The sequence below is a fragment of the Oceanobacillus alkalisoli genome (assembly GCF_021556485.1).
GTDB lineage: Bacteria > Bacillota > Bacilli > Bacillales > Amphibacillaceae > Oceanobacillus > Oceanobacillus alkalisoli.
This window is the reverse complement of sequence record NZ_JAKGBW010000006.1, coordinates 194,719-220,074: the sequence shown is the minus strand read 5'-3', so window position 1 is coordinate 220,074 and position 25,356 is coordinate 194,719. Positions and strand designations below refer to the sequence as shown.

Genomic DNA, 25,356 nt, shown 5'->3' with positions numbered 1-25,356 from the left:
TTCCCATTGTTCCTCCAAATCTCTTAGTTGAGTTAAATCTTTCTCCAGATAGGGGATAAAGGTATCATTAATATCCTTTATGTTATAAAACTGCACTTTGTCTTCCTCAACCAATGATATCAATTTTTCATCGTCTCCATTATCCAATAGGTCATAAAACTTCATCTTTAGACAATGGGATTTCCTTCAAAGTATAGTGCAAGTACTTCATTCATAAAAATTGGAATATCTGGATATGTTTCCACGTATTCTCTTACACCGTTTGGATTAGAAATAGAGTAACAATCAAGGATGTTGGCATTGTTCCACGATACCAGTAACATCAGAAAAGATTATACTGCAATTGGGCGCCATTGAAAAAGTTATTTCTAGAAGTGATTTTCATTATACTTTTAAATTTCGTTTTAATGTGGTATGTATTTATAGTAATTAGAAAATAATAGAAACTAAATGAGTTAGGGAGAATAAACAATGAGTTATATTTTATTAATTATCGGCTTTGCATTATTGATAAAAGGCGCCGACCTCTTTGTAGACGGATCTTCCAATATTGCCAAACTGCTCCGGGTTCCGACTATTTTAATTGGGTTAACTATTGTGGCTTTTGGAACAAGTTCACCGGAAGCGACTGTCAGTATTATTGCAGCATTGGAAGGAAATGCAGATGTTGCACTTGGTAACGTAGTTGGAAGCAATATTCTTAACATTACCCTTGTTGTAGGTGTCACAGCATTTTTATATCCTTTGAGAGTTGAAAGTGAGACCATTAGAAAAGAAATCCCATTTACCTTTCTCGCAAGTGTAGCATTGCTAATTCTTATGAGTGATATTACATTGCAAGGATCGGGTAGCAACCTACTTACACGCAGTGATGGATTTATTTTTTTATTGTTCTTATCCATCTTTATGTACTATGTAATTGAGATTGGCCTAAAAAGTCGGAAAGAGAAAGCAGACGAACCAGTTCCTGAGGACATCAGGTGGGGTAAAAATATATTAATTACCATACTAGGATTGGCTGCAATTATATTTGGAGGGGATTTGGTAGTAGATAACGGTACAGAAATTGCTTATTCTCTCGGTATGAGTGAAACATTGGTAGGGTTAACGATTATTGCAATAGGAACATCCCTTCCCGAACTTGTCACTTCCATCTCTGCGGCATTGAAAAAAGAAAGTGAAATTGCGCTGGGTAATATTGTCGGGAGTAATATTTTTAATATTTTATTTGTACTTGGTGCCTCGGCTACTATTTCTCCACTAGCAACAAACGATAAAATGTTTATTGATGTCATTCTTATGATTGTACTAACTATTATATTATTGGTGTTCTCAAGAACGAGCTTTAGAATTGGAAAGCGGGAAGGATTCGTGCTTGTCGCCGCCTACATTATTTACTTAGTGTATATTATATTGCGGAATTAATGAAATAGTCGTTCATTAATACAAGCGATTAGAGATTTTTTGTGCTGCAAACACAAAGAACATTGGATTATGATTATGCATTAAGATTCACCATCTTTATTCAAGGGGAAAATGCCACCATTAGGAAGTTCCTTTACAAGCTTTCCATCTTTCTCATAGAAAAAAATATGAGTGTTATTAGCTTTTGCATCTATTCTGGCGCGCTCACTAGTCATTTTAGCCCATTTTCGTAACCAGCCATATCTACTTTTAAACTCATTATTTTTTCTTCAAATATAAGGACGCCATCTCTTCAAATAGTTTAATAGTTTCTAATTAATAGAAATGGGTTGGTAAAATAAGTTAACAAAATGCTAACATTTGGCTAACGCAATCTCATGAATTACGGTAACACCTCATTAAAGATGTTACGACTCTGGTTCATCAAAACCTTGATATACCGCACTTCTAGCACCTAACGTTAAAGGTATTACACTCTCATCTAATGGGCGGCATGATGTAAGGCTTTAAAGACCTTATATCAGGAGGAATAGTTAAGGCCATTATTCTCCCCATTTTCAACCTTTTTATGAAGCTGTCTAGTATATAAATAGAAGGCTACTTCCTAAGTGAAAGGAGGTAGCCTTTTTGGTGTTGTTAAAATTGCAAGATTTTCTAGATGGCCTAAAACGTGTTATTAAATAGAGAAAAAAGATAGTTAAGTATTACAAAACGCTAAATAGTTTTAGTTGCAGTAGTCAGTAACAGTGTTTCATCCCAATTATCACGATTATTGTTATAATTATAGCTGTTTTACCCGCCGTTCTAGCAACAGTAATCCATAATATACCCGGTATAGCAGCCGTGATTCTTACCTTTTAATGGAGCAGTCGATTGAGAGATTCCTGTAAACATTAAAACGACTATTAATGTAACGATGGTGATAAAAGGTAAGTTAATTACTTGATAGTATATTTTTATTTGCTATACTTACATTTAGTAAGTTATCTTAACAAACAAATTAACTACAAAATATATTTTGGAAATTAAAGGAGATTGGTTATGTCAACATTTGTAGAGTTAGTAGAAAAACGCCGTTCAATTTATGCATTAGGAACGGATAGTCAGTATTCAAAAAAGGAAATTACAGATAGAGTTCGTGAGGTTGTGAAACAAGTACCTTCCGCTTTCAACAGCCAAACAACACGTGTTGTTGTATTATTCGATGAAGCAAACAATAAATTCTGGGATCACATTTATGATGTGCAAAAGAATGTACTTGAAGGCGAATTGTGGGAAATGATGTCAGGGATTATGACGGGATCGAAGAATGCGATTGGTACCGTTCTATTCTTTGAAGATAAAGAAGAAGTTGAAAAAATGCCTGCACAAGGAGTACGTGAAGAAGCTTACAAACAAAACAACAATGCGAACGCACAATACGCTGTTTGGTTAGCTCTTGCAGAAATGGACTTAGGTGCAAGCTTACAACACTTTAACGTTGGATATGAACAAGGCTTCGATAAAGGAACGAAAGAAATGTTTAATCTACCAGAAACATACGAAATGCTTGCACAAATGCCATTTGGTTCAGTTGAGCAAGAAGCAGGCGCAAAAGAGCATATTGATGCAGATGTTCAAGTAAAAGTTTTTGATAAATAATTTTGGTTGATTAAGAGCGTAATTAACTAAGCGGCTATAGCCCAATATTCCATGGGCTGTGGTCGTTTAACTTTAAAAAGTATTTGTAGCGAGAGAACCATATGTTCATATTCACATGTCTTACCTTGTTCCTCGACTAACGTAATTTAACTCATTCTAAGCTAATATAATATGGATTGATAGTTATAATGACTATATATTTTTTGGGTCCCCCCATAACTTTGACTTACAATAGATTCATTTAGTATTAATTGGGTATGTTAAAAAGATATCCTACATCTAACCTTTCAACTATTCTTCCAATCCGTAACGGAGACTATCTTCTCCATCCTCACGCTCAATGGCCGGGATGATCTCCTTTTACAATAATTCCATCATACAGTTGATTAATAGAGGCGAACCAAATGGGTTTCCACCTCGGACACCCCGGACTGATAAAGCAACTTGAAAAAGTGGAACTTCTGATTTTAGATGAATTTGTCTATATATCCCTTCATAAAGAAAGTGCAGAGTGCATATCTATGTGGTAATGAAAATAAATGCTTGATGATTACAATCAACCTTTAATTCGGACAATGGAATCATGTTTTCAGAGTTCTAATACTAAGCGAGGTGTTTGATATTGGATAAAAACAACAGTGAAAAACAGACAACTCAATCGAATCAAAAAGAAGAAATAAGTAGACGTAACTTTATTAAAAAAGCAGGACTTGTTACTGGAGGTATAATTGGTAGCGGATTGATTGGAGGTATAATTGGTAACCAATGGTGGACAGGTACTGAAAACGACGTAGTTAATGAAACAGCTCCAGATTTTAGTGAGGCAAGAGTATTTTTTAATCGTCGAGAAGATTTTAGTGTGCTGAGTTGGACAACGGAACGAATTTTACCAGAGGATGACAATGGCCCTGGAGCAATTGCGTTGGGGGTTCCGTATTTTATTGATAAGCAGTTAGCGGGAGCATGGGGAAATAATACAGATGAGTACATGAAGGGACCATTTATAGAAGGGGAGGACACTCAGGGATTTCAATCTGCCTTAAACAGAGGAGAGATCTTTATTCAAGGAATTCGTAAAATCACTGAAGTTAGTAAAAACGAATTTGGAGACTCATTTGAAGAATTGGATGAAGAACAACAGATTGAGGTCTTAACAATGTTTGAGAATGGAGAAATTGAATTACAAGGTGTAGGTTCTGATACGTTTTTTAATATGCTTATACAAGGAACGCTTGAAGGGGCTTATTCTGACCCTCTTTATGGTGGAAACAGGAATATGGATGGATGGCGTATGAAAGAATATCCAGGTCCTCAAAGTTCTTACATTAATGTTATTGAAAAAGAAGAATTCAACTTTATGGATCCAATTAGCTTGAGTAACTATAATTAAAAGCCTATAGGAGGAGAAGGTAAATATGCCAAAGGTTTTGAAAAAAGTAGATGTTGTTACTGTTGGTGTTGGTTGGACTGGGGGTATTATTGCTGCTGAACTTTCTAAAGCTGGATATCAAGTCGTTGGATTGGAAAGAGGTAAGGAAGAGACATTAGAAGATTATAATCAAATGAAAGATGAATTAAAATATGGTCATTCAAGAAATGAAATGATGAATAGTCTATCTGATGATACACTCACTTTTCGCAACACCTTAGATTCCCAAGCATTACCAATTCGTGAACCTGAAAATTTGAGGATAGGAACAAATACTGGAGGTGGAGGGAGTCATTGGGCAGCACAATGTCATCGCTACTTACCCTATGATTATGAAATTTTCAGCCAAACGGTTGAGAGGTACGGTAAAGAAAAGATACCCGAGGGAATGACGATTCAAGATTGGGGGATAACGTACGATGAAATAGAGCCTTATTATGATAAATTTGAAAAGATGGCGGGAATTTCTGGCGAACAAGACCCAATGGGACCCGAACGTTCTAGTCCTTTTCCAACACCACCAATGAAAGAAGTTCCAGCCACGCGTTTATTTAAGGAAGCGGCTAAAAATTTAGGTTACCACCCTATCTCATTGCCTTCAGCAAGTATATCAGAAACCTATGAGAATCCGGATGGACAAACGATTTATGGTTGTCAATATTGCTCATTTTGTTATAGTCATGGTTGTGAATTTGGTGCCAAATCAGACCCTGTTATTACCGTTATACCAACTGCAAAAAATACAGGTAATTTTGAACTTCGTACGGATGCCAATGTGACACGTATTTTATATGAAGGAGGACAAGCTACGGGGGTACTCTATACAGATACTCGAACAGGACAAGAATTTGAACAACCTGCTGACGTCGTTGCTCTGACAAGTTATACATTTAATAATGTACGTTTATTACTTTTATCCGAAATTGGGACTCCATATAATCCTGAAACTGGGGAGGGAGTCATTGGTAAAAATTTTTGTGATCATCATGCCGCTGACGGTGCTAGTGCAGCTAGAGGTTTTTTTAATGATCGAAAATTTAATTTGCATATGGGAGCTGGAGGGCTAGGTGCTATTTTTACTGATTATGTCGGTGATAACTTTGATCATTCAGAAGTTGATTTTATTCATGGAGGTATATGTAGAATAACTCAAGGTGGGGCTGGGCCAATTTCAAATAATCCAGTACCTAGGGGAACTCCGAGATGGGGGAGTGAATTTAAAGAAAAGTCTTTATACTACGCTAATCGTGTACTAAATGTCAACTTTATGTTTGCTGTAATGCCTTGGAAGCATCATTATTTGGATCTTGATCCAACATACACAGACAGCACTGGGGATCCATTGCTACGTGTAACATTTGATTTTGAAGAACAAGATCACAACTTATTAAGTTTTGGTAGAGACATCTGTGTTGAAATGATGGAAGAGATGGGGGCAGATATCGTCGAACCTAGTGAAGATATTGAGCACGTTAAAGCTAGTTTTACCTTCCAACACAGTAGTGGTGGTGCAATCATGGGTGAATCACCAGACACCTCAGCTGTAAATAACTATTCACAGATGTGGGATATGGATAATTTGTTTGTGATAGGGGCTTCGGCATTTCCGCATTTCGGAGCACCGAATCCAACTGGTACAGCAGGGGCTTTAGCTTATCGAGCTGCTGAAGGTATTGATAAATATTTAAGCAATGATGGTGGACAATTGGTCAGAGCCAAAGAATCTAAAAAATATATTTAGAAAACAGAGATGAATGTATGAGTCCCCTAAATATTAGTCGTAGTAAATATTATTAGGATATATGGTTAAGGGGAGGATAGACATTGGCATATGTAAAGGTCTTAGTCTTTCTTATATTTATTTTTTTGGTTTCTTGCGGAAATCAAGCGAAAATAGAAATGAATTTGTCTGAACCTATGACAGAATTTGAATTTATCACACAAGATGAAGATACGTTAAGTTTTGAAAGTCTAAAAGGTGATTGGTGGGTAGCTAATTTTATGTATACGAACTGTGAAGCAGTTTGTCCTATTACAACAGCTCGTATGGCAGATATACAAAAGAAATTGGATATGGATGGTTTAAGACCAAGAATTATATCTTTTAGTGTTGAGCCTTCATATGATACGCCAAGTGTCTTAAAAGAGTATGCCAATCAATATGATGTCGATCTGGAATCATGGAGTTTTTTAACAGGCTATGACTTTGAGACTATTCAAAGAATATCTGAAGATACATTTAATTCCGTATTAGAAAGAGGTGCGGTTGGTCAGAGATCTCATGGGGTTAACTTTTACTTAATTAATCCTAAAGGAATTATTGTTAAGGAATATAATGGGATGAATACAGATGAACTAGAAATACTTATGGATGATTTACGAACAGTTTTATAGAGCCGAGAGTTTAAGGAAAAGTCACTTTATTATTTTAATCAAACTATAAGAATAATTACTTGCTCAGTTGTTAAGTATCGGATGCATAATTATAGTGATTTAGTTTCACTCTATACGGTAGGTGATTCATTTGTATGTGTTACATTAAATTTTAATGATCATGATAGAAAAGTTTCTGGATTCACATTTGATAAACTAACTAAAGTCATGACGGTTTTAAAATTACAGAGTTAGTGAAGACAAAGAGGGAGAATGAGCAAGAAAAAATTAAAAACCCTTTATAATTGGAGGCATCATAATATGGGCATTGCTAACATAGGCATTCCAGGTTTGATTTTAATTATTCTACTTGCTCTTATCATTTTCGGACCTAAAAAATTACCGGAAATAGGTAAAGCTGCTGGACAGACATTACGTGAATTTAAAACTTCAACTAATAATTTAATAGATGATAATGATGAGACAGACGACAAAGGAGACGACAAGGAAAAAATGGGAAATGGAAAAAGCTAAGTTTTAAATAAATTGAATACTTATAATTATAGATAAGTAGGTCAGGGGGGGGTAAACTAAACTGCGAAGTAAGAGCGACGCTCTCTCACTTACACAGTTTAGTTTACACTCCCCCTATTTATTTACATTTAAAATGAAAATAGAATAAGATATATCAGCCTAAGTGTATTTTTTAACGGACTACTGTTTCGAAATGACAAACAAGACGAGCGAGCTAATAAGGGGGGAGAATGCGGACCTTTTCCCAATTCAGCATGTGGAGCGCATTAACAGGAAAATAAACCACGTTTATATGCCAATTCCAACCAAAAGAGCATCCTGATGAATCGGAGGATGTATATGTGAATAAGAAAGCCAGGCTTCGGGATGTTGCTATGTTTTCGATATTGGTCCTTTTTGCCGGATTGCTTTATCCAACAGGTACAGTCGCGAATGAATTAGAAAGTAATCCTGATATTAAAACGGTTATTGATTATGTCAATCTAGAGCGCAATATTATCTCACCAAACGGGGATGGCAAGTTTGATGAGGATATTTTTAAGATGGGATTGAAGAAGAAGGTGTCATTGAATGCAGAAGTTTGGGATGCAATGAACCCTACTGGCGGGCACTACAGGGATGGAACCATCGGATTTATCCTCAGATTAGGTTACCAAGGACCTGGGCAGTACGATTTTAAAACAAATGGAGGGTATATTAGGTGGGAATATCCAAACCCTAATTTGATCTATTTAATGCATTATAGTGTATATTCATTATGATTTTTTGCCCGTTCTCATTATGAGGATGGTATGTTTGATAAGGATTCGTGGAAAGTGGTCCCTTACTTGTGAAGAAAACACCGTCGAAAATTAACTTCAACCCTGTTTCAGGGAATAAGATAACAGGGAAAGTCCTTGATAATTTTATTAACTTCAAATGAACAGTTGAGAACATCTATGGTGAAAATTACAATGTCAATGATTATTTACGAACCAATTACCAATTGAGAGATGCGAACCAAAAGATAGTGAAAAGTGGAGCTTTAACATTAGAACAAAATGGAGCATTCACTATTTCTTTATCGGGATTGAAGAATGGTAATTATACAGCTGTCGTCTCCGTTCAAGATGTCGCGGAGAACCCTAAGCAGGGAAAAACATTGAAGTTTGAAAAAGCCAATAGTGCGTCAGTTGATCGTATCTCCGGCGATAACCGGTATGAAACTGCAATCGAAATCAGCAAGGACGGGTGGAGTGCTGCAAGTACTGTTATTTTATCGCGCGGTGATAATTTTGCAGATGCGCTTGCGGGAGTTCCGCTTGCTTACAAATTGGATGCGCCAATCCTGATGACATCAAGTGCAAAATTGAGTGCAAATGTATTGAAAGAAATTCAGCGTTTAGGTGCAAAAAACGTGGTTATTTTAGGTAGGTCGGGTGCCGTTAGTAAGAATGTAGAGACTGAGTTGAAATCAGCAAAACTTAACGTGCGCCGAATTTCCGGGAATGACAGATTTGGAACAGCGGCTTTAATCGCGAATGAAGTTGCTCCAAATGGTACGAACAACATAGTTGTTGCTAATGGGATGGATTTTCCAGATGCACTTTCCGCAGCTTCTTATTCTGCAACCCAGGGTATACCAATTCTATTAACGAGTGCGAACAAGTTATCTGAACCAACAAGTCAGGCGGTAAAAAATTAGGTGCTAAACGTACGATTGTAGTGGGCGGTCAGGCCGTAGTATCAGAAAAAGTGAAAGGCCAGCTACCAAATTCAACCCGCTGGAGTGGGAAGGATCGTTACGAAACAAATATAGCTATTAATAAACAATCTAATATTGATACGAAGAACATATATGTAGCTACTGGTACGAACTACGCCGATGCTTTAACCGGTGCTGTACTTGCGGCAAAAAACAACTCATCTATTTTGCTCGTTCATCAGCGGGTACCTGATGTAGTAGCTAATTTTATTACAAGTAAGAAGCTTTCAAATTTGTCCATCTTTGGTGGTAAGGGAGCGGTTAGTGACAAAGTCGCGAAGGATTTAGAGAAATTGGTGAAATAAGATGTAAAAATAGACGGCAATAAGACCTTGCTTCTGGGATTATTGCCGTCTATCTTTATGATTTCTTTATTTTATTAATATGGAAAAGATAATTCCATATAAAAGCGATGTAATAGATTACTAAAATGATAATGACACTTATAATAATCGTGGAAATTGAAGTATTAATCTCAATGAAAATAGTCGAGTTATTCATATTGATAATTCGTTCCATTAATTGAATGATCCATGGATGTATTGCTAATGCTAAGACTACGGACAATACAATAGGTAACTTGAATACATCGGTTGATAAATGAAAGATGCGGCGGAAATTGTACCCTAATAAATGCAGAGTTTGGATCGCCTCCGTATTCTCATTCACCATTAAATTGGCAATCAATATTAATAGAATAAAGGAAATGAGAGTAGTTGCTATAAATAAAACCACAATCAATACATTCATTTGCATAATGCTCTCATCCAGAAAATGAATTTCATCTTCTTTTTCCGTAGAATACAATACCTCTGATCCAGTTGGCTCATTGAAAGTGAGATTATAAGATCCTTCCTCTAGGTCTGATTCAACTTCCCACAACTGCTCTAAATTCATATAATTATTTGAATCAAGCGCTTGATCATTAATGATAATGTCATGAAAAGTAACTTCATTCCCATTGAAATTTATCGTTACCGAATCGTCGGTTTCAATGCCGAAATCATGTGCCAATTTTTTATTTAAAATAATTGTTCCTTGTTCGATAGAATCAAAATAAGGATTATTATCTTTTACCGCTAGAATTTGAATCGCTTCTTCAGTCGTGTCATTGTCGGTCGATTCCAGGGAATAGTTTCCACTATAGCCGATATGATTTAAATCATTGTCATCTCGCTGTATACTCGCCTGAATATCCATTGTGTCATAATGAATGCTGTCTTGATATGTTTCATAACTCGTTTGGTTCGATGTAATTAAATTTAAACCGAGTAAGAATAAATTAAATACGATAAGAATAGAGAATACGAGCGTAAATAAAAAGTATATATTTTTATAAGTGAATGACAATTTGAATCGTTGAGTGAATGGGCGGAAGGCATTCCACTTTTTGATTGTTTTTAAAACAGCAGTATGCTGTTTCTTTGTACTGACACTGTTGATCATTTCTAATGGATTTACATTCAACTTCCTTATAACAAATAATAGGATGGTCCCTGTCATTATCACGATAAATAGGACTCCAAATAACAAAGCATATATTAAATCATAAGGAAGAAATTGCTGCAGATTGTATGTTAATTGCATTTGCGTGAACGTCTGCTGCTGTAGTTGAATACCAAGGAATGAGCCGATCATAATAGCGAACAGTAATAATAAAATATAAAAGTCAAATCCGAAAATGATCGTTCTTCTCTGTTTACCGATAGCTAGCAGGATTCCGAAATCAGGATCTAATTGGTCGAGTAAATTTCGAATCAGGATGATGAGAATGACGATGATTGTAATAAATAGAATAGTAACAGCAACAATCCCAAGATACGTGTTAGTGCTAATGTCATTCTCAATATTACTAATGCTAGCTACATCTTCAGGATAGAGGAATTGATCGGTTTCTGGATCATTTTCGATTGTTTGTAAAGTATCCTCCCCGACTACTGCATCATATAACTTACCTAAATAGACATATGATTTATTCCGGCTGTCCAAATTCTCGAAATCATCCTCATTCATAAGGACACCTAAGTTAGAAGTAAGCATGATACTATCGGAATATTGATTAGAATATAAGAAATTATGTAATGGACCTGTGTGCAATCCACTGACCGTATAAGTAGAGCCTAAAATATCAATTGTGTCGCTGATATTAATATTTTCTTGTTCAGCATACTGAAACGTTAAGGATACCTCGCGTTTATTAGGAGAAGCCCCTTCTACAATCGTGAAATTGCTAATGTCTTCTTGATATGGAGTGAAGAAATAAGTTATGTCATTTTCTTTGATGATGCTTTCTTCATAAAGCTGGTAGTCAAATCCATATTGTTGTGCAAGTGAGTCCATGATTGGTTTATCATAATCAGCAAGTGAAACCTGGTATTCATCGATTAACTCCATCAAAGAATGGCTTTCGAGATCTTCTGAGCTGATTTGGTACTCTTCGATTATCTCCTCCGTATGATCTTCTAATTCTAGGGTTGGCAGCATTCGAAAGTCCTCTACTTGAGAATGCTTCATTTGATTCTCATATGTTTCCTGTACAACGGTCATCCCGCCAATAAGATAGTTAAATACCGTAGCAAGTAAGATGGTTAATAAAAAAACAGAGAGCAGTTGGAATTTTTTGGCTAGTATTGATTTCCGTATTTGTTTCCTAATTATCTTCATCTTACCAATCAATCTCTTTCACTTTTTTTGGTTGTTGTTCTATAACATTTTTTATTTCTCCATCTTTTATTTCTATTATACGATTACCGATAAGAGGGATTTTGTTATCATGGGTTACCATAATGATTGTCATATCTGTTTCTTCATGAAATTGCTGAATTACTTTGAGAACTTCTTTACTTGAATGTTGGTCAAGTGCACCGGTTGGTTCATCGCAAATTAACACTTTCGGCTTTTTAATTAACGCTCGAAGAATTGAAACCCTTTGCTGCTGACCTCCTGATAATTCAGAGGGGAGTTTATGTTGATGTTCTTCTAAACCGAATCTCTCCAATAAATCGGGAATCTTATCCAAATCCTCTTTATTATTTACTCCTACAGCGATATTTTCTGCTGCTGTTAAATTAGACAGTAATAAGTACTTTTGAAAAACGTATCCAATGTTATTCTTTCTGAATTTCGTTCGGTTCGCGCTAGAAAGGTGGTTAATATCCGTTTCCTCGTAGCGTACATTTCCTTCATCTGCAACTTCAAGCCCGCTTAATATATTGAGCAAGGTCGATTTTCCACTTCCACTAGGCCCTACCATGACGATGAAGTCGTTACGGTTAATTGTGAAATTCAAATTTTTAATTGCCTGGAATTTAACATCACCTAATCCAAAGGTTTTTACCAAGTTATTAACTGCAATGATTGGTTTTGACATGGATGATCCTCCCAACAGAATATAACTAATGAACGGAATATGAGCATGTTTCTAAATGCAAGATTCATGTTATCATAAGCAACTTCCTCTGACTATTAATTTTTCCTAAAAATTATAATTATGGAATAATAATGACTAAAGTACTGGTTGTTTATTTTCAATTCAATTTTTAACATTTGTTTTTTGTAAGCTGAAAATACTATTTAATTAAAAATTTACAGAAAATTAATAAAAAGATGTTGACACTGAATCTACTTACTCCTATAATTGAACTGAAATTTGGAAATGATTTCTAAAAAAGAGGTGCAGCCTATTTTTAAAAGTAAATTTATTAAAGTCATAAGTATATTTATTGGATTATTTATCTTACTTTTATTGTTTGGATTTATAAATGAAAATGCAAGAGGTGATGCAATGGAAAATTATGAGCCCGTCGGAGACTTTGTGAACCATGAGGGAGTAAAGATTCATTACGTAAAAAAGGGAGCAGGGGAACAAACAGTTTTATTCAGTGCAGGAAATGGAACAACTTCTCCATACATAGATATGTATCATTTACAAAATGAGTTGAGTGCTTTCACGGAAACGATTGTTTATGAACGGCCGGGCTATGGCTGGTCAGATTCACCGGATAGCGAGCGCTCAGTTGAAAACATCACAACAGAAATGAGCAAAGTGCTATCAGAAGCTACGTCAAATCAATCGTTTATTCTTGTTGGGCATTCCATAGCGGCTCTTGAAATCTTTCATTTTGCTGAGAAGCATCCTGAAAAAGTAGATGGTGTTGTGTTAATAGACGGCGTTCATCCCGAATATGCGGCACAGATGGAAAACGCTGTCCCTTTCTCGATATCAGTTACCAAATTGTTGAATCGTTCTGGATTATTTAGGCTTTTAAGTAACGTCGATTCTGTTAAAGCTAACTTTGTTCAACCGAAAGATTTACCAGAGGAGCTTAACGATATGGCATTAGATTTCTCATTAAATAAAATGTGGAACGATACGATGATTGCGGAACGAGAAAAAATCTCGGCGAATGGTGAGCTTGTAAGCGAAGGGAATCACTTAGGAAACATTCCACTAGTTGTTATATCTGCTAAAGATAATCCAATGGATGGATGGGTTGAATCTCAAGAAACGCTACCAGAATGGTCCGGCAATGCAAAACAAATATGGGTGGAAACGAGTAATCATTCGGTTCATCATGAGGAACCTGAATTAATTATTGAGGAAATCAGGCAGTTAATACAAAAATAGTTTAGAAGGAGGAGAGAAAGATGAAATTATATCTATTCCCGTTTGCAGGCGGAAATTCAAATTATTACATGTCCTGGAAACAGAGGTTTAACTCACAGGTTGAAGTGGAGCCAATAGAGTTATCTGGAAGAGGAAGAAGGATTGCGGAACCATTATACAGCAGTATAAGTGAGGCGGTTCAGGATATTTATGAATTACTTCGAGTTGACCAAGTATCTACAGATAGCCCTTATGCTTTTTTTGGCCATAGTATGGGCGGTTTGATTGCTTATGAACTTTACTACAAATTACTTGAAAATAACGAGAAACCACCAGTACATCTCTTCCTTTCCGGGGTGAAACCACCTCATTTGGAAAGGAAGCGACGAAATATTACACAACTAACTGATGAAGAATTAATGGAAGAAGTAGTGAACCTTGGGGGGACGCCCCAAGAGTTAGTGGATAATAAAGAACTGTTGGATTATTTCCTACCGATCATTCGTAGTGATTTTAAAATTGTGGAAGAGTACGAGTTTAAAGAAAAGGGAACAAAAGTAGCTTGTCCGATCAGTATTTTAAATGGGAAGGACGACCGTTTTGACCTAGGGGAGATCGAACAATGGAGAAATTACACGGATCGCTCCGCGGCTATCCATTATTATTCAGGAGATCATTTTTATTTAAATCAAAATATGCAGGAGTTAGTAGCATATATGGAACATACCTTAGCGCAATATGAAAAACGGAACACCGAGATTACTTTTTCTTAACTAATATCATCGTGCAGCGATAGAGGAAAAGAGGATTGAAGAATCAATGACCAATAACGAATTATATACTTTATCCTATCCGCAAAAGGATATTTATGATATTCAAAACTTTTACGAAAAAAGTTCGGTAAATAATATAATCGGAAATGTTATCTTTCATTCCGAAATGAATCCAATTATGTTACATCAGGCAATTGAACAATTGATTGAAGAACAGGATGCATTCCATCTAAAGTTAATTCAAAAAGATAATGAAGTTTTTCAGTACATAGAAGAAGATCACAACCCCCATATCATTACGAAGAATTTCCTTCATAATGAAACGGGCTATAATGCTTGGCTGAAAGAAATGAATGAAGAGAATCTGGATATCTTAGACGACCCTTTATATTTGTTTGCAATATATACGCATCCAGATGGAAGAAATGGCTATTATTTCCGCCTAAACCATATCATATCGGATGCTTGGACAATGACATTAATCGTTAATCATGTGCAAAGTAATTACATCGATTTAATGAATAACGAGAATTATTCCGTACCAGAGACTTCTTATGTGGAGTTTTTGGAAAGGGAAAAAAAGTATTTAGAATCCAAACGGTTTCAGAAAGATAAGGATTTCTGGATGGGAGAACTATCCGATCTACCAAAGGTAAAATTATTCGATGGAATGGGAAAGAAGCAACAAGGGAACGCAGATGCGAAGCGCTCATCCTTTACGCTCAGTAAAGAGATGACGAATCAAATCCATCAGTTTTGTGAAAAGGCAGAAGTATCCGTACTTACATTTTTCATTTCAAGTATTTCCACTTATTTATATAAGCTTACATCCAATCAAGATTTTATGCTCGGTACGGCAATCTTGAATCGAACTTCTAAACGGGAAAAAAATATGGTTGGGATGTTTATTAATTCAATTCCTATTCGGGTTCAATTAGAGGAAGAAACAACTTTTCTAAATTTAAATAATTCGATGCATAAGAAGTTTTTATCTTTGTTGCGTCACCAAAAATATCCCCATCATTTATTAATGAATGACATACATAAAAAGAATGATACACCAGAGAAATTATATGATGTGATGGTTTCTTATCAAAACTCATCATTAGATAATGCAGCATTTCCGTATTATGAACCGGAATGGCTTTTTAATGGTCAGTCAATCAATACATTGGCATTACATATAAATGATCGAGAAAACACAGGTGAAATTGAAATAGATTACGATTATTTGACAGAGGTTTTTACAACAGATGATATTGAAAAAATGAATAATTACCTCGGACAAATGATTGAGAATCTATTGAACAATGAAGCAGAACGTCTCGAAAGAATAGATATTTTAAATGAAAACGAAATTAAAAAATTAACGAAAGACAATCACGATACTTATTATCCAAATAAGTTGATCCATGAAATATTCGAAGAGCAAGTAAGCACATATCCTGCTTCTATTGCAATTGAAGCAGATGGACAAGAAATTACATATCAAGAATTGAATGAACGGGCTAACCAATTAGCGAGTTATTTACGAATGAAACAAGTGAAAAAGAATGATATTATATCGCTCTACATGGAACCATCAACTGAAATGATTGTCTCCATATTAGCTGTATTGAAAGTGGGAGCTGCTTATTTACCGATTAATACATCTTTCCCGATTGAGCGAATAAATTACATGCTTGAAGATAGTGCGACAAGGTATATGCTTGCAACAGCAGATAACTTGTCCTGGATGCAAGCGAATGTCGAATTTTCTGGTGAAATACTGAATATCCATGATGACCACATTCAGCATTTGGATACGGAAAATATTATATCCAGGAATAGAACGAGTGACCTCGCTTATATCATTTATACCTCTGGTTCCACAGGAAATCCGAAAGGGGTTATGATCTCCCACGAAAATGTCGTCCAGTTGATGATGCATCAGCCACATCCATTCACGATAACAAATCAGGATGTATGGACGATGTTTCATTCTTATAGTTTTGATTTCTCCGTTTGGGAAATGTATGGCGCCTTCTTGTACGGTGGAAAATTAGTAATTATACCAGAAGAAGCTACAGTTGACCCAGCTGGATTCATCGAATTGTTAGTCAATAAAAAGGTGACGGTTCTTAGTCAAACGCCATCAGCCTTCTACAATTTAATGCGTGAAGACCAGACAGGTTGCAGCAAAGACTATCAGTTAAGATATGTTGTTTTCGGTGGGGAAGCATTGAAACCAATTAAACTGAAAGCATGGAAGCAAAAATATCCGAATATTGAATTAATCAATATGTATGGAATTACCGAGACGACGGTACATGTAACTTATAAGCAATTAACAATGGAGGATATTGAACGAAATATTTCCAATGCTGGGGAACCTCTACCCCCACTAGACGTTTATATTATGAATAATCAGTTGCAAATGCAGCCACAAGGAATTATTGGAGAAATTTGTGTGACCGGGGCAGGAGTCGCAAAAGGATACTTAAATAAACCGGAATTAACTGAAGCTGTTTTTGTATCGAATCCATTCAAGATTGGGCAAAAGATGTATCGTTCTGGAGACTTAGGAAGAATTCTCCCAAGTGGAGATATAGAATATATCGGAAGAAAAGATTTTCAAGTGAAAATAAGAGGCTATCGTGTAGAACTCGGGGAGATAGAAAGAGAAATACTGCGGTTGGAATTCATAAAAGATTGTGTCGTTCTTAACTACTTAGATAAAAGTGAAAACAATAGTTTATGTGCCTATGTTATATCGAATCAGGAGATCAATCCATTTGAAATCCGGAAACAACTTGCTGAACGACTACCAGAATACATGATTCCAGCTCGATATGTCGCAATTGATGAAGTTCCACTTACCTCTAATGGTAAGGTGGACAGGGAAGTTCTTGCACAAATAAGGGTGGAAACAGAGAATAATCAAGCGGAAAGTATAAGCAAGTCAATGAATGTCTTAGAAGAGAAGTTGGCAGATATTTGGAAGCAAGAACTAAAATTAACTACGGTAGATATTGATGATAACTTCTTCGATATTGGTGGTCATTCCTTGAATGCCTCTTATCTTACCGTCCAAATTAATCGTATATTAGGAATAAATTTAACAATACGTGATATTTTTAATTTCCCAACCATTGAGTTGCTTGCGAAGTTTATCGAAACCTTAGACTTAGACGCAGCAACTCAGCAGATCATTCAACCTACCGAGAAGAAAATGTATTATCCAGTTACTTCTGCAGAGCAAAGAATGTTCACGCTTTGGGAGTTTGACAAACAATCGGTAGCTTACAATATGCCGGGGGCTTTCCGAATCGAAGGCGAGTTCAATCTTGAACAATTGAGAATGAGTTTACAACACTTGTCAGCACGGCATGATATATTACGTTCTACCTATCAAATTATCGATGGGGAATTAAAAAGGAAAATTGCAGATCCATCTGAGCAAAAGGTGAATATAAAAGTATTTGAAATAAAAAAAGCAGAGTTAACCGATGAACTGCTTGCGTCACTGGTTGAGCCGTTTGATTTACACAAGGAATCGTTGATGCGGATCTATGTGTTAAAAATGAGCGAGACCGTAAATGTTTTATTGATGGATATGCATCATATTATCTCGGATGCATTCACCGTAGAGCAATTATTGACAGAGTTGTCAGCAATTTATAATGATGAGTTTACCGAAAAATTAGAGCTTCAATATCAAGATTATGCGGTGTGGGAAGAACAGTTTAAACAATCGGATGAATATCAAAGGCAAAAGACATATTGGTTGAATGAATTTCAAGACAAATTGCCGATATTTAAATTACCTGTGGATTACCATCGTGCAGGACGAGAAGATTTCTCAGGAGATAGTAGAAAGATTACACTGAATCGCTCCCAATACGAAAAACTTAAATCAACTGCAAGTTCATTAGATGTATCTATGTATATGTATTTATTAACTTGCTATGAGGTTTTATTATCCAAATGGGCGAATGAAGAAGAAGTAGTTGTTGGTATACCAGTAAATGGAAGGAGTCTGCCAGAGACACAAGAAATGACGGGTATGTTTGTCAACACGCTTGTTCATCGAGATGCTGTATACAATAAGATGGAATTTATTGAGCTTCTTCAATCTGTGAAAGGGCGCCTATTAGAATCGCTAAATCATAAAGACTATTCATTTGATGAACTGGTAAGAGATCTACACTTAAGCGGACAAAATAATGGAACACCGCTTATTGATACCGTGTTTGTCTGGAATGAAAACGCGAAGAGTCATCTGCAATTGAAGAAAACTGTAATTCATGATGTTCCGCTTGAGCATGCTGTTGAACGCTTCCAATTAACGTTTCAAGTGAATGAATTAGAAGACGAATTGGAATTTGAAATTTCTTATTCAGACGCATTATATGATGAGCGAACGATTGATTATTTACTTGAAATCTATAGCAATATTGTTGTATCTGTTCTTAGCGATGAAAAAGTCCAGGTGAAAGACATTGCTTTAAAACAATCACCAGTAGCATTTAAGGACATTCTAAATGATGTTCCTTCAGATTACCCGAATAACACTCGAACAGAAGTAATATTTGAACAGCAAGTTCAGCTTCACCCTGATAAAATTGCGATCCATGAGTCTGGGAGAAAAATTACTTACCAGGAATTGAATAATTACGCGAATCATATTGGTGCGGAGATTGTAGAAAGGAATATTCCAATAGGAGCAAGAGTAGCCGTCTGCATGGAGGAATCTATAACAATGATTGCCTCTTTAATAGGTACATTGAAAGCGGGATGTACATATGTGCCAATTGATCCTGAGCTACCGAACGAAAGAAGGAGGTACATATTAAAAGATGCAAATTGTGAGTTAATACTTACGGATGGTAATCAAGAGCAAACCGCAGTACAGACGGGGATACCATTCATCTCAATTGATGAGGATTATTCAAACTCTCCAGCACCATTACTAAAAAAACAAGCAGAGCAACTTAATGCTAATCAGCCAATTTATATCATGTATACGTCTGGATCTACAGGTAAACCAAAAGGTGTCATCATCTCTCACTATAATGTGAACCGGCTTGTAAGGAATCAAAATTTTATCGATATTACGCCTGAGGATAATTTATTGCAACTCTCAAACTATGCATTTGATGGTTCAGTATTCGATATTTATGGAGCTTTATTGAACGGAGCAGCGCTAACATTAATAACTAAAGAGGATACAATCCATTTAAAAAAATTAGCAGAAGTCATTCGGAATAATGGTGTCACCATCTCATTTATGACAACGGCCTTATTTAATACGATTGTAGAAACAAGAATAGATATTTTGGGAAGTATTACAAACAAAATTCTGTTCGGGGGAGAAAGGGTATCTTTAAGGCATGTGGATAAAGCATTCCAATCTCTAGGACGAGATCGCTTAATTCATGTATACGGACCAACAGAAGGAACGGTATACAGTAGCTATTATCCTGTGAATCATGAACTAAGAAGCTCCTTTACTGTACCGATTGGGAAGGCAATTTCTAATACGCAGCTATATGTATTAAATGAGGACTATCAACTATGCCCTCCAACAATACCAGGTGAGTTGTATGTCGGTGGTGATGGGCTTGCCCAAGGATATGTAAATCTGGCAGATATGAATGAGCAGGTTTTTGTCCAAAGTCCATTTCATTCCGATGAGAAATTATATCGAACAGGGGATTTGGTAGTTATTAATTCAGAGGGAGATCTAGTCTTTCTTGATCGGATTGATAAGCAAGTAAAAATCCGTGGCTACCGGATTGAACTTTCAGAAATTGAACAAGTTATCGCTAATATAGATGGCGTTCGGGAAGTGTATGTCACCTCGTTAAAAGATGGGAATAAAAATGATGTTCAACTTGCTGCATATGTTGTTGCAGATAGAAGGTTTATGACAAGAGAACTTGCTCATCACTTGCCGTCTTATATGATACCAGGCTCTATCCATTTCTTAGATAAATTGCCATTAAACCAAAATGGAAAAATAGATACATCCAAACTTCCGAAAAACGTATCACCAGAGTCTTTAGATGACTTAAAAGTCGGCTTTGAATCGCGGGAGGAAGAGCTGCTTGCTCGTATGTGGGAAGAGAATTTAAGTGTTCCTTCGATAACAAGAGATGACCATTATTTCCAGGCGGGTGGTCATTCTTTAAAAGCAGCAATCTTAGCTGAACAGATCAGCAACGACTGGAATGTAGAGTTTACAATAAAAGACATATTAGAAAATCCAGTTTTGAAAGAAATGAGTGCTAGAATTCTAGAAAAGAAAAATAAGGAACAGCAATGGGTGTTGAATAAGGCTGAGGAGAAAAGCCAATATTCATTGTCATATGCGGAAAAAAGCATGTATCTCCTGTGGCTCGCTAATCCGTCAGAGGTTGCTTACAATATACCAACTGCGATTCGTTTGAAAGGTCAAGTGGATATTGAAGCATTGCAGAGTGCGTTTAAGAAATTTATAGAGCGCCATGAAGCATTGCAGACATCCTATCATTTGAGTGACGATGGACCGTATAAAGTGATTAAAAAGGGTCGACATGCAGTTCGTTTTGAACAGATAGAAATGTTAGAAAAACAGGTTGATTCATTGGAGCAATGGATGGAACCATTTGACTTAGGTGGTGGAGAAGTCATTCGAGCGAAGTTGTTCAAAGAAGCTGATGATCAATATGTACTGTTTATTGAAGCGCATCATATTGCATCGGATGGGAAGACGATTCAGCTACTCTACGAAGAATTAGCATCGATGTATAACGGAGAAGTACTTGAGTTATCTCGTTATCAATACAAAGATTACGCCGAATGGCAACAAACCTATGCCCAATCAGAAAATTGGCTTAAGGATGAGGCTTATTGGCTGAATGAGTTTGATGGAAGTCAAGCTGTTTTGAACTTCCCGACGGATTACGAAAGAAGTAGTGAGAAAAGCTACCGAGGAAAGAAAATTAGCATCCAGTTAGAAGAATTATTACTGAAACAATTAAATAATTTGGCTGTCCAAACCGATTCTACACTCTATATGGTGATGATGAGTATTTTTGGAATGACCTTAAGTAAATTTGCTAATCAAAACGAAATTGTAATCGGAACACCAGCGGATGGCAGGTTCCAAACAGCCTTAAGTGATGTGGCGGGTATGTTCGTAAATACATTACCAATCAAGCTAGATGTGGATTGGAATCAAAAAACTGAACAGTATCTATCACAGACGAAACAGAAAATAACGCGTGCGATTGATCATCAGAATTATCCCTTTGAAGAAATTGTAAGTCAATTACAACTGACGAGGGAAAATGAAAGGAATCCGCTTTTTGATGTCATGTTTGCTATGAACTATACGAACTATGATTCAATCAAATTTAATGATTTAGAATCAACACAAGTATTGGTTGACCATCAAACAGAAAAGTTCGACATGACACTGGAAATGAACTATTCTGCAGATGGAAATGGTGAACTTATCTTGACCTATGCTGCTGACTTATTTGCTGAACAAACGATGTCTTACTTCTTATCAAGTTTTATAGCCATAGGACAGCAATTAAGTTATGTGAACCGTCTGTCAGAGCTGACGATGACATCAAGTCCTGCTAATGTGTTAGAGCAATTAAATGCAACAGCTACGAAAATAGAGGAATTATCAATTATTGAACGCTTGGAAAGACAAGTTAAGAATACACCTGAACAAATGGCACTGGTTGAAGGAAATGTCGAACTAACGTATCGAGAACTTTGGAGCAAAGTAGAGAATGTATCAAACATGCTGCAATCTAAAGGCGTTGAGAGAGGAACGAAAATAGCCATCGTATTGGGGCGTTCGATTGATTACATCGTCTCCGTATTAAGTGTCTTGAAATTGGGAGCTATCTTCATTCCGATAGATGTTAGTTATCCAAAAGAGCGGAAAACCTACATGATTCATGATAGTGATGCCACTTTCGTTATTACGAAATCGGAATATAATGAAGCGTGGCTTTCAACCGAACAGACAATTGCTATGGACATTGTCGATTTGAAGGAATATGCAGGAAGAAAACTTGTCGCGACAAGGCGCGAATTGGATGAATTAGTTTATATTCTATACACATCTGGGTCAACTGGGAACCCGAAAGGAGTAAAGATTAAAGAGAGTGGGCTAATTAACTATCTCGATTGGTCAATTAAACAATATGGTCCAAAATGGAATATGTCGTTATTCACTTCTATTTCTTTTGATTTAACGATAACATCCGTATTTATCCCATTGTTAACAGGTAGTAGTTTAACCATTTATCCAGAATCTGATGATGAATTTGTTCGTAAAATATTTGAGAATGAGCGATTAGATATTGTGAAATTAACTCCTGCCCATTTGCGGATTTTAAATCAATACCCTAAATTTACGAATCATATTCACAGCATAATCGTTGGTGGAGAAGCATTACCGGCTGCGCTCTGTCAAAGTATAAGTGAAAAGTATCCGGGAATTCGAATTTTTAATGAGTATGGTCCTACGGAAGCTACAATCGGTTGTATTGTCCATCAATATGGGGAAGCTGATGAAACGAAAAGCACGGTCCAAATTGGATATCCAATTCAAAATACGAAGATATATATTCTCGATGAATATAAAAATATTCTGCCTGCAGGAGCAATTGGCGAGATTTATATTGGAGGAATTCAAGTTGCGGATGGTTATTTAAACAATCCGGAAAAAACAAAAGAAAGCTTTATTTACAATGAACGATTAGATATCGAATTATACCGGACCGGTGATTACGGAAGAGTGAATGGGAACGGAGCATTTGAATATTTAGGAAGAAAAGATACACAAGTGAAAGTTAGAGGTTACCGAATTGAGTTGGAAGAAATCGAATCTCAATTGCTCGAAATGCTTCAGGTGAAAGATGCAGTAGTATTGGTTCAGAGCTTTTCAAGCGGAGCAGTTGATCTTGTTGCTTATATCGTCAGTGAGGAAGAGATAGAAATAGAAGACATGAAAGCACAATTGTCAATCTATCTACCAGCATACATGATCCCATCCATTTATATATTTGTCGATCATATCCCACTAACAAATAATGGGAAGGTAGATCGGAAGAGGTTACGGAGTATGGGAGATATTGACCATAAGGACATGACCGATATAGATCTTGATTTAACCGATGAAGAAGAGTTATTGCTTCACCTTGTAAGAAAAGTGCTGAAATTGGATCACATCTCTATAAGGCAGAACTTTTTTGCAATTGGCGGAAATTCATTACTCTCTATTTATTTATTGAATGAAATTGCAAAGAAATTTGGTGTGAAATTGGAAGTAGCAGATATCTTTAGACAACAAACGTTACAAGGGATCGCGAATGAAATTAAGAAACAAAAAAGCAATAAAATCTATCAACCAATTCCAAAAGTAGCACAGCAAGAATGGCATGTAGCATCGTCATCGCAAAAGAGAATGTATGTAAACCATGCTACAAATCCGGTGGGCATTACGTATAATATGCCGATTACTTTGAATTGGAACGGGATAGATCCAATAAAAGTTAAAGAGACATTGAATAAACAGTGGGGAAGACATCGGATTTTAAGAAGTAATTTCAAGTTAGAAGATGGGGAAGTATGGTTGAAGGTCGAAGATTCAGTACCATTAGAAGTACCAATTATTGATGCAACAAATCAAGAGGATTTTGAAATTCAACAGTTGGTTCAGCCATTTGATTTAAGTGAAGAGCCTTTATTACGAGCAATAATTATCAAAAATAAAAATGGATCTGATTATCTGTTTTTAGATATGCCACATATTATTTTGGATGGTATTTCTATGAATCAGTTCGTGAAAGAGTTTGTAAATCTTTATCACTTAAACGAGACGAGGCAACCAACCAATCATCTGAAAGACTTGGATTATATAGATTTTATAGCATGGCAAAATGAGTTGCTAGCTTCTCCAATTCTTCAGAGGCAGGAAGCATATTGGTTACATGAATTCAAAGATATTCATTTAGTTAAAAGTTTGCCATATGACAAGGATGAAGCCTCGATCATACCAAACACTCCAAATGGCGAGCAGTTGAAAGTACGTGTCCCGGCACTACTGAATCAACAGCTGACGGAGTTTACACAGGAATATGGTACGACGAAGTATATCGTCTTGCTTGCAGCTATGTCTGCACTATTGGATAAGTATTCCGTAACCGGTACTCCAGTTATTGGTACTCCTGTTTCAGGAAGAAATCATCCAGATACGAATGGCATGCTTGGATTGTTTATTAACACGCTCGCTATTCAAATGAAGCCCATTAGAGAAGAAACAGCTACACAATATGTTAAGCGTGTAAAAGAGAAGTTTTTAACTTCTATCGAGAATTCGGATTATCCGTATGAGGAATTAATCAATCATCCGGAAATAAGACAACCATTACAAAATCATAATTTATTTGAAGTCATGTTTGTTTACCAGAATGAGCAGGATGTGACTTTACAAATAGGGGATTTCACATCAGAGGTTGCACCAGTTCAAACCAATACAGCAAAATTCAATCTAACAATTGCAGCTATTGAAAATCGAAATAAGCAATTAACAGAACTTATTTTTGAGTACAGGAGAGATTTATTTAATGAATCGACAATTGAAGTACTTGTCGAACAATATTTAACCATCTTGGAACAGATGTTGCAACCAGAAGATATTGCTATGATGGATCTCGCTTTAATGAAGGAAAAAGAAGAGAAAAAAGAAGAGAAAAAAGAAGAAATAGATCTATCATTTGAATTTTAACCACATTCTTGTAATATCAATTGTCCGCTCCTACTACTGTATAACTTTAGTAGG

14 protein-coding genes are annotated in these 25,356 nt (G+C 36.1%); 12 read left to right on the top strand and 2 right to left on the bottom strand.

Translation table 11 applies throughout. The features are described from left to right. The first annotated feature begins 471 nt into the window (after positions 1–471). The 9 genes from LZD48_RS08420 (at position 472) to LZD48_RS08380 (ending at position 9,451) form a co-directional block, all read left to right on the top strand. Positions 472–1,425, top strand: a complete 954-nt coding sequence (locus tag LZD48_RS08420; RefSeq protein ID WP_235762277.1) for a calcium/sodium antiporter — start codon at positions 472–474, stop codon at positions 1,423–1,425. A 1,041-nt stretch (positions 1,426–2,466) separates the two neighbouring features. Beyond that, complete coding sequence (locus LZD48_RS08415) at positions 2,467–3,066, top strand: nitroreductase family protein (RefSeq protein WP_235762276.1); 600 nt, start codon at positions 2,467–2,469, stop codon at positions 3,064–3,066. 622 nt (positions 3,067–3,688) lie between these two features. Then, positions 3,689–4,456 carry a gluconate 2-dehydrogenase subunit 3 family protein gene (locus tag LZD48_RS08410; RefSeq protein WP_235762275.1) on the top strand — a complete coding sequence of 256 codons (768 nt, stop codon included), beginning with the start codon at positions 3,689–3,691 and terminating at the stop codon, positions 4,454–4,456. A 25-nt stretch (positions 4,457–4,481) separates the two neighbouring features. After that, positions 4,482–6,236, top strand: coding sequence for a GMC family oxidoreductase (locus tag LZD48_RS08405; RefSeq protein WP_235762274.1), 1,755 nt, complete (start codon positions 4,482–4,484; stop codon positions 6,234–6,236). Positions 6,237–6,319: 83 nt separating this feature from the next. After that, positions 6,320–6,889: an SCO family protein gene (locus LZD48_RS08400; RefSeq protein WP_235762273.1), complete on the top strand. Its 570-nt coding sequence runs from the start codon at positions 6,320–6,322 to the stop codon at positions 6,887–6,889. A 300-nt stretch (positions 6,890–7,189) separates the two neighbouring features. Then, positions 7,190–7,402, top strand: coding sequence for a twin-arginine translocase TatA/TatE family subunit (gene tatA, locus LZD48_RS08395; RefSeq protein ID WP_235762305.1), 213 nt, complete (start codon positions 7,190–7,192; stop codon positions 7,400–7,402). A gap of 341 nt (positions 7,403–7,743) precedes the next feature. Next, positions 7,744–8,163 (top strand): hypothetical protein, encoded by a 420-nt coding sequence (locus LZD48_RS08390; RefSeq protein WP_235762272.1) that lies wholly within the window; start codon positions 7,744–7,746, stop codon positions 8,161–8,163. 248 nt (positions 8,164–8,411) lie between these two features. Next, complete coding sequence (locus LZD48_RS08385) at positions 8,412–9,086, top strand: cell wall-binding repeat-containing protein (protein WP_235762271.1); 675 nt, start codon at positions 8,412–8,414, stop codon at positions 9,084–9,086. A 50-nt stretch (positions 9,087–9,136) separates the two neighbouring features. After that, complete coding sequence (locus LZD48_RS08380; protein WP_235762270.1) at positions 9,137–9,451, top strand: cell wall-binding repeat-containing protein; 315 nt, start codon at positions 9,137–9,139, stop codon at positions 9,449–9,451. A gap of 55 nt (positions 9,452–9,506) precedes the next feature. Here the strand turns inward: LZD48_RS08380 and LZD48_RS08375 are convergent, their stop codons facing one another. Next, a complete protein-coding gene (locus tag LZD48_RS08375) occupies positions 9,507–11,810 on the bottom strand; it encodes an ABC transporter permease family protein (RefSeq protein WP_235762269.1) in 2,304 nt (767 codons plus the stop codon). Position 11,811: 1 nt separating this feature from the next. Continuing rightward, entirely contained in the window at positions 11,812–12,516 is a 705-nt protein-coding gene (locus tag LZD48_RS08370; protein ID WP_235762268.1) for an ABC transporter ATP-binding protein, read from the bottom strand. Between the two features lie 414 nt (positions 12,517–12,930). Between LZD48_RS08370 and LZD48_RS08365 the strand changes: the two genes are divergently transcribed. From LZD48_RS08365 to LZD48_RS08355, 3 genes are read left to right on the top strand one after another with little or no spacing between them, the layout of a single operon-like run. Next, the gene (locus tag LZD48_RS08365) at positions 12,931–13,773 is read left to right on the top strand and encodes an alpha/beta fold hydrolase (protein ID WP_235762267.1); all 843 of its coding nucleotides are present in this window, start codon (positions 12,931–12,933) and stop codon (positions 13,771–13,773) included. A gap of 20 nt (positions 13,774–13,793) precedes the next feature. Further along, the gene (locus tag LZD48_RS08360; protein WP_235762266.1) at positions 13,794–14,525 is read left to right on the top strand and encodes a thioesterase II family protein; all 732 of its coding nucleotides are present in this window, start codon (positions 13,794–13,796) and stop codon (positions 14,523–14,525) included. Positions 14,526–14,571: 46 nt separating this feature from the next. Next, complete coding sequence (locus LZD48_RS08355; protein ID WP_235762265.1) at positions 14,572–25,302, top strand: non-ribosomal peptide synthetase; 10,731 nt, start codon at positions 14,572–14,574, stop codon at positions 25,300–25,302. The last annotated feature ends 54 nt before the right edge of the window (positions 25,303–25,356 follow it).